General features: G+C 70.6%; 7 protein-coding genes and 1 pseudogene. 2 read left to right on the top strand and 6 right to left on the bottom strand.

All coding sequences use genetic code 11. From position 1 onward, the window contains the following. Positions 1-8: 8 nt before the first annotated feature. The gene (locus ACGF4F_RS30415; RefSeq protein ID WP_393082632.1) at positions 9-176 is read left to right on the top strand and encodes a hypothetical protein; all 168 of its coding nucleotides are present in this window, start codon (positions 9-11) and stop codon (positions 174-176) included. 133 nt (positions 177-309) lie between these two features. Beyond that, a pseudogene (locus ACGF4F_RS30420) lies at positions 310-483 on the top strand (TetR/AcrR family transcriptional regulator); the annotation flags it as partial. 22 nt (positions 484-505) lie between these two features. On the opposite strand, the gene ACGF4F_RS30425 reads toward ACGF4F_RS30420, so the two are convergent. From ACGF4F_RS30425 to ACGF4F_RS30450, 6 genes are all read right to left on the bottom strand, one after another. Continuing rightward, a complete protein-coding gene (locus ACGF4F_RS30425; RefSeq protein WP_393082635.1) occupies positions 506-3604 on the bottom strand; it encodes an alpha-mannosidase in 3099 nt (1032 codons plus the stop codon). A gap of 193 nt (positions 3605-3797) precedes the next feature. After that, positions 3798-4769 (bottom strand): DJ-1/PfpI family protein, encoded by a 972-nt coding sequence (locus tag ACGF4F_RS30430; RefSeq protein ID WP_393082638.1) that lies wholly within the window; start codon positions 4767-4769, stop codon positions 3798-3800. After that, positions 4703-5224: a hypothetical protein gene (locus ACGF4F_RS30435; protein ID WP_393082641.1), complete on the bottom strand. Its 522-nt coding sequence runs from the start codon at positions 5222-5224 to the stop codon at positions 4703-4705. Before ACGF4F_RS30435 ends, ACGF4F_RS30430 begins: the two co-directional genes overlap by 67 nt. 76 nt (positions 5225-5300) lie before the next feature. After that, on the bottom strand, positions 5301-5507 hold the full coding sequence (locus ACGF4F_RS30440) for a DUF899 family protein (RefSeq protein WP_357441701.1): 207 nt from the start codon (positions 5505-5507) through the stop codon (positions 5301-5303). A 43-nt stretch (positions 5508-5550) separates the two neighbouring features. Beyond that, positions 5551-6360, bottom strand: a complete 810-nt coding sequence (locus ACGF4F_RS30445) for a dihydrofolate reductase family protein (RefSeq protein WP_393082644.1) — start codon at positions 6358-6360, stop codon at positions 5551-5553. Between the two features lie 177 nt (positions 6361-6537). Then, a complete protein-coding gene (locus ACGF4F_RS30450; protein ID WP_357441697.1) occupies positions 6538-6918 on the bottom strand; it encodes a VOC family protein in 381 nt (126 codons plus the stop codon). Between the last annotated feature and the right edge of the window lie 110 nt (positions 6919-7028).

Raw genomic sequence — 7028 nt, forward strand, 5'->3', positions numbered from 1 at the left:
GTAGCAGCGTGAAGCAGTCGATTCGCGTCCTGATCGTGGCGCTGATGGCGGCCATCAGCCTGGTCCTGGCAGCCAACGCCGCCAGCGCCGGCGACCCGTCCCAGTGGGGCGCCAGCGTCGGCGACCCGTCCCAGTGGGCCGCTTGGGCCGGTGCCGGCAGGGTCGTCCTCCGCTAGCGCCGACTGGAAGGTACGGCCACCGAGCCTGCCTCGGCGGCCGTACCTGACCACGGCGCGCACGTCCTCCCGGGTTGCCCTTCGGGGGACGATCTGGCCCTGGTCGGGGTGGTGCTTGGCAGGTCAGATGCCCGCGGCCCGGTTCCCGCACCTCGCGGAGATCGCCACAGCGGCGTCCCATGACAACGCCTCGGTCGTGGGGCAGGGCTGCGACGACCAGTTCGAGCTCGAGTTCGCGCTGGACCTGCTGCTGGACGCCGAATGGCTGCACCAGCAAGGCTGGACGTCATCGCGCCGACCCCGGTGAGACGGTCAGACGGGGGTCGGGATCAGCCTTGTGCCGGGCGAAGCCGGAGGGTGACGACCTGGAACGGTCCCAGGGCGAGATCCACCACGTTGCCCTCGACCGAGACCGGGGCGAGCGCGCTGACCTCGGCGTCGTCCCGTTCGAGCAGGTCACAGACCCGCACCTCGGCGAGATCGAACGATGCGGTGAGCCGGGTACGGGCGCGGCCGCCGTGCGCCTCGTAGAGCCGGATGATCACGTCACCGGACCGGTCGTCGGCCAGCTTCACGGCCTCCACCACGACAGCGGGGTTGGTCATCTCGATCAGCGGAGCGGCCGGTCGCGCGCCCAGGTGCCGGCGGATCGGCAGGTTCGCCCGGTAGCCCTCGCGCACGGCGTCGGCGATCTCTGCGCCGCAGACCAGCGCGTACCCGAAATGGTGCGAGCCCTGGTCGGTGTTCGGGTCGGGGTAGCGGGGACCGCGCAGCAGGGAGAGTCGTACCGTGGTCGGCTGCGCCCCCAGTACGTCACCGGGTGGTTGGCGAGTCACGTCGTGGCCGTACGTGCCGTCGTTGACCAGCGCCACGCCGTAACCGGGCTCCCCGACGTGCAGCCACCGATGTGCGCAGATCTCGAACCTCGCCGCGTCCCACGATGTGTTGGTGTGGGTCGGTCGCTGTACGTGGCCGAACTGGATCTCCGAACTGGACTGCGCGGCCTGGACGTCGATCGGGAATGCGACCTTGAGCAGCGTGTCCCGCTCGTGCCAGTCCACCTCGGTGGTGAAGCGCAGCACGCGCTCGCCGGCCGCGAGCGACACGGTCTGGACGTACGCGGAGTTCCGGTCGTCGCGGGTCACCCGGACCCGGGCCTGCCGGGGATCGTCCGCCTCGACCACGATTTTCGTGACCTCGGTCAGGTCGCGGCGTCGGTTGCGATAGAAGTCGTCGATGTCCCAGGCGTCGAACTTGTTGGGTGTGTCCGGGTGCAGTTGCAGGACGTTGGCTGCGGCGCCGGGCCGAAGCACGTCGCGGTCGGCGACCAGGTCGCGGATCGCGGACACCGTCCCGTCGGGGTCGAGGCGCACCCGGAGCAGGCCGTTGTCCAGCACCGTGCCGTCCGGTCCGGACCGCACCGACACCTCTGGGGCGCCGCCGTCGCGGCCCGCTGAGACCCCGAGCGCCGGTACGCCGTCCCGCTCCTGTGGCGCGGCGTTCGCGATCAACGGCACCGACCCGGGGCCGGTCAGGGCGGTCAGCGCCGCGTCGATCATCCCTTCCAGCCGGTCCGCCAGCTTCGCGTACGTCTGCCGCGCCTCGCTGTGCACCCAGGCGATCGAGCTGCCGGGCAGGATGTCGTGGAACTGCAGCAGCAGCGTTTCCTGCCAGATGGCGTCGAGTTCGGCGTACGGGTACGGACGGCCGGTCCGCAGCGCCGCGACGGACGACCACAACTCGGCCTCCCGTAGCAGGTGCTCGGTGCGCCGGTTGCCGCGTTTCATCGCCGACTGGCTGGTGTACGTGCCCCGGTGGTGTTCGAGGTACATCTCGCCGCTCCACACCGGGGCGTCCGGGTATTCCCGCTCCGCCTCGGCGAAGAACTCCGCGGGGGTGCGAATGGCGACCCTGGGTGAGCCTTCGAGGTCGGCCACCCGCCGGGCCGTTTCGAGCATCTCCCTGGTCGGGCCGCCCCCGCCGTCCCCGTAGCCGAACGGCAGCAGCGACACGGAGGAGCGCCCGTGTTCGGCAAAGTTGCTCACCCCGTACGCCAGATCCTTTCCGGACAGCTCCGAGCTGTACGTGTCGGCGGGCGGGAAGTGGGTGAAGACCCGGCTTCCGTCTATGCCCTCCCACCAGAAGGTGTGGTGCGGGAAGCGGTTGGTCTGGTTCCAGGACATCTTCTGGCTGAGGAACCAGCGGAACCCGGCCAGCCGGGCGAGCTGCGGCAGCGCCGCCGAGTAGCCGAACGAGTCGGGGAGCCAGACCTCCTGCGGCTCGACGCCGAACTCGGCGGCGAAGAAGCGCTTGCCCTGGGTGAACTGGCGCACCATCGCCTCGCCGCCCGGCATGTTGGTGTCGGCCTCCACCCACATGCCGCCGACGGGGAGGAATTGTCCGGTGACCACCTTCTCCGCGACGCGGCGGTACACCTTCGGGTGGTGCTCCCGCAGCCACGCGTACTGCTGCGCGGAGGAGCAGGCGAAGACCAGTTCCGGGTACTCGTCGGCGAGCGCCACGACGTTGGAGAAGGTCCGGGAGCACTTGCGGATGGTCTCGCGTACCGGCCAGAGCCAGGCCGAGTCGATGTGGGCGTGCCCGACGGCGGTGACCCGGTGGGCGCTCGGCACGGCGGGGGACGCGAGCGCGCCGGACAGGCGGGCGCGGGCGGCGGCGGCCCCGCCGGAGACATCGGCGACGTCGAGCTCGTCGAGCATCAGTTCCAGGGCCCGGCGGATCTCGTGGTGCCGGGGGTCCGTCTCGGCCAGTTGCAGCGCCAACTGGTGCAACACCTGTACGTCCAGGACGAGCGCGTGCACCTCCTCGTCCAGCACCGCGAGCTCCGCCCGGTCCAGCCGATAGAGCGGGCGGTCGGGAACCGTCTCCGGGTCACCGAGCGGGGAGACATTGCCGTCGAACCGGGGGTTGGCAGCCGCCTCGACGTACACCTCGACCCGCTCGCCACCGGCGGCGGGCCGGGCGATCGGTACATACGCCGTCCGTGGCTCGATGCCCTTGATCGGCGTTCCGTCGGCCGTGTACGCGAGGCCCTCGGACCGGAATCCCGGCCCGGCCCGCTCGAACCCGAGATCGACGAGGAGTTCGACCCGGCCGCCGCGCATCCGCGCCGGCACCTCTCCGGTGAACCGGAACCACGTGGTGCTCCAGGCGCGCCCCCACGGCTGGCCCACCGCGAAGGGCGCGTACGCCATCGCCAGTCCCTCACTTGCCGGCACCGGCTCGCCGGGCAGGTGTGCCGCCTCGACGTGTACGGGTTCGGCGTCCCGGTATAGCGCCGGGATGAGCCGTTCGTGGAGAGTGCGTTCGATCCGTTCCGTCAGGTTGGACAGCGACCGGTGCATCCGGAACTCCGGGGTCGGGGTGGGGCGGGAGCCCGCTGGGGTGGGCCGCAACCGTATCCGCACACCACGCTTCGTGGCCACGCCGATGCGCTCTGGTGTGAGTGCCTCGCCGCGTCGCTCGCCAATCCCGGTGACCTTTGCGGCCCCTATTTCTGGTATCGACCCCACAGGGCGAATCCCAGCGGGCGAATCTCAGCCGCCGTCACGTCGGCGTTGGCTCGGTCCGCGGCGCATCCCCGACGGTTCGAACTACTGATCACGCCACCTCCGTCGGAGCGCGGTGGCCGTCCAGCTGCGCCGGCCGGCGTGCCCAGCGCCGCCGGACGGCCAGCCCACCGGCGAGCAGGGCCAGGCCGGCCAGTGCCAGGACGACCGGGCGGAGGGTGCGCTCCCAGGGCCAGCCCCGGCCAATGAGCGTGATGTCTCCGGCGGGATACTCCAGCAGTTTGGCCCGCCACGCCGTCGAGGCGACATCGACGTTCGCCGCGATGTCGCGCAGCGGCCCGTCGGAGGCGAACCCGGGCGCCGCGTGCAGATACGTCGGCCGGAGGTCGTGCGTCGTGGGCGCGTCATGCCGGGCGGCGGTCGCTGCGCCGGGGACCAGCAGCCGGTCCAGCTGCGCTGCGTCCGCGAGCGTCGCGCGGGGCACGAACGTCAGCCCGTGCCGGGAGCGGACGGTTGTGGCCCCTGACGACACGGCGAGCGTCCGGGCGGCGTAGACGGCCTCGGTGTAGGTGACGAACACCGAGGCGAGCTCGAGCTCACCGACGCCCTCCGTCAGCAGGACTCCGGCCGTCGGCGCGTCCCAGCGGTACGACCGGTTCAGTGCGGCGATCGCGTCGCCGGCACCGAAGCGCTGCACGGGAATCGGCAGCGGCGTTCCGGGTGAGTAGTGGCGCCAGCCCACGGCCTCTGCCGCGACGGCGGCCACGTTCGTGCCGGCCAGGCGCTCGATCACCCGCAGCGTGCCGTCGATGCCGGAGAGCACGCCGGCCGTGCTGATCACTTGACCGTCGTCGACGTAGCGGACGCCGCGCTGCCACCGCACCTCAGGGAAGTCCTTCTCCAGGCCGTCCAGGTAGTACCAGTGCGACGTCGCGGTGTGCCCGTCGAGCACCCCGGCTGCCGCGGCGACACCGCCGCCCACGCACACGCTGAGTATCAACGCGCCGCCGCCGGCCTGCCGCCGGAGGAAGTCGAGCACCGCCGGCTCGTCGGTGCGCGGCATGGCAGGCACCACGACCACGTCCGCGGCACGGCCACCGAGCCGATCCGTACCAAGACGCGCGGCAGCCGGTGCCCGCCGTGCGTGTACTGCGACCGCCGCCGCAGCATGACCGCGACCATCGCGATCACCATCAGCACGTGGCCTCCGGTCATGACGACACCGGCAGAGACGGCGCCGAACCAGTACGGCACGAGCAGCACGATGAACGGCGCGTACATCGCGGTGGTCATCTCGCCGATGCCGGCCCAACCGTGGCCGCGTACGCGCATCCACACCGCCATGCCGATGGCCATGTCGGTCGCCATCGTCAGCGTGTGCACGTCCGTCTGCTCGATCGCGCCAGGCAGCGCAAATGCCCACAGTGGTCCGAGCGCGAACATGCCGGCCAGCATGGCCACGACCATCTCGAGGAGATGGACGCAGAACCGGAAGACGGGTTGCACCGTGGTCTCCAAACCGTTGATTGTGGGGACGGCACCGTGGGCTCGGCCCGGCACCAAACACCTTGCCGACGCCGTCGACGAAGGCCCTTCAGAAATGGTGGCCGTGCCGGCCGAGGGACTCCCCGAGGGCTGCGCCGGGGCAGGTCCACTGCGGTACGGGCCGGCTGGTCGGGCCCCAGGTGGCTATCGGCAGGCGGCGGCGGGCCGCGGCGATGGCAACGCCCTCGCGGGTGTGGGCCTGCTCGCGGACCAGAAGCGAGTCGCGAGTCGGCTGCCAGGTGGTCAGGTCGACCACGGGCGGGCGGCCGGGCAGCGCGATGGTCGGTCCGGCGTGGTCGTCACGATGTCCTCCGGGTGTCTCGTGGCAAGCGATAGGTCACGTGCGTGACCGAGCTGGCCGCCCGCGACTCCACCTGCTCGAGATTGAGCGGCGGGACGCCGTCGAAGAGCCGCGTGCCGCCGCCGAGCGTCAACGGCACAATGTGCAACCGCAGCTCGTCGATCAGGCCGGCGGCGAGGTACTGGTTGATCGTGGTCGCGCCACCCAGGATCGATACGTCGCCGTCCCCGGCCGCCTCGCGGGCCTGTCGCAAGGCGAATTCGATTCCGTCGGTGACGAAGTGGAACGTGGTGCCGCCGTCCATCGGCTGCGAGTCGCGCGGGTAGTGGGTGAGCACGAAGACCGGAGCGTGGAACGGCGGCTTGTCGCCCCACCAGCCCGTCCACTTCCGATCCCACTCGCCACGCAAGGGGCCGAACATGTTGCGTCCCATGATGAATGCGCTGGGTACCGCCCTCTGGTCGACCTCGGCCCGGTTCTCCTCGGGGGTTTCGAAGATCCAGGCGTGCAGCTTGTTGCCCCAGCCGTCTCCGCCGTCGTCACCGAACGGGCGCTCCTCGGTTTGGTTGCGCCCGGCGGAGTAACCATCGGCCGAGATCGACAGGTCGCAGATCACTTTGCTCATTGCTCTCTCCTCTACGGGCGCGCTGACGGTTTGGGAACTCTTGCGTTGCCGCACAGCATCGAACGCGGCGACCTGGTCTGCGGCCTCGACGAGCGTGGCGACGCCCTCGGTCGTCCATGGCCCGGTCGTGATGACGCTGACGTGATCGATGCCCAGGTCGGCGAACGTCGCGCAGCGGGTCACGAAGGAGGCCGCAACCTCGCCGCCTCCTGACACGCGCGCTCGCCTGACTCGTTGCCGAACGCGTACACGTCACGCTCGGGAACGAACAGGAAGCCGCCGGGTGCCGGTGGCCAGGTGGTGAACCGGGCCGCTCAGTTCGCGATGTCGCGGTGGTACCTGAGCTCGGGGTAGGCCACGTCAACCTCCGTTGCCGTAGGGACGGGTGATGATCTCCAGGCTGTGGCCGTTCGGATCTTCCCAATACACGCCGCGACCGCCGTCGTTGGTGTTGATCTGGCCGGCGTGCCGGTGGAAAGGATCAGCCCAGTACGGCAAGCGGCGCTCGCGGATCCGGCCGAAGATCGCGTCGAAGTCGGACTCGCCGACGAGGAACGCGTAGTGCTGCGGCCGCACGTCGGTGACGGCCAGGAAGTCCAGCGAGACGTCGTTGTCGAGTTGGACGACCATGAAGTGGCTGAACGGGGCCGGCTCTGGCAGGCCCAGGATGTCGGCCAAAAACCTCGCCGACGCGGCGGCGTCGTGCGCATGGACGATCGTATGGTTGAGCTGTACGGCCATGGCGTCAGGTTCCTACCGGGGGTCGGAAGGCACCGATCGGGCTGAGCTGAATGCCGGCGAGCTGCCACCGATCGCCCGCGCGGACGGCGATGTGCGTCGCACGGAACTGC

Source organism: Micromonospora sp. NPDC047740, assembly GCF_043204735.1.
Lineage (GTDB): Bacteria > Actinomycetota > Actinomycetes > Mycobacteriales > Micromonosporaceae > Micromonospora.